Here is a 234-nt window from a genome sequence, read left to right as displayed (position 1 = left end):
TTCGGGTCGTAAAACTCTGTCCTCAAGGAAGATAATGACGGTACTTGAGGAGGAAGCCCCGGCTAACTACGTGCCAGCAGCCGCGGTAATACGTAGGGGGCTAGCGTTATCCGGATTTACTGGGCGTAAAGGGTGCGTAGGCGGTCTTTCAAGTCAGGAGTGAAAGGCTACGGCTCAACCGTAGTAAGCTCTTGAAACTGGGAGACTTGAGTGCAGGAGAGGAGAGTGGAATTC

The 234-nt window shown here is 53.0% G+C and carries 1 rRNA gene; it reads left to right on the top strand.

What is annotated here, in order from left to right:
- A 16S ribosomal RNA gene (locus tag KGF42_RS19660) occupies window positions 1–234 on the top strand; the annotation flags it as partial.

Source organism: Clostridioides sp. ZZV15-6383 (assembly GCF_020657735.1).
In the GTDB taxonomy this organism is placed as follows: domain Bacteria; phylum Bacillota; class Clostridia; order Peptostreptococcales; family Peptostreptococcaceae; genus Clostridioides; species Clostridioides difficile_D.
The sequence above is the reverse complement of the archived record's forward strand: the minus strand, read 5'-3'. Positions and strand labels throughout refer to the sequence as shown.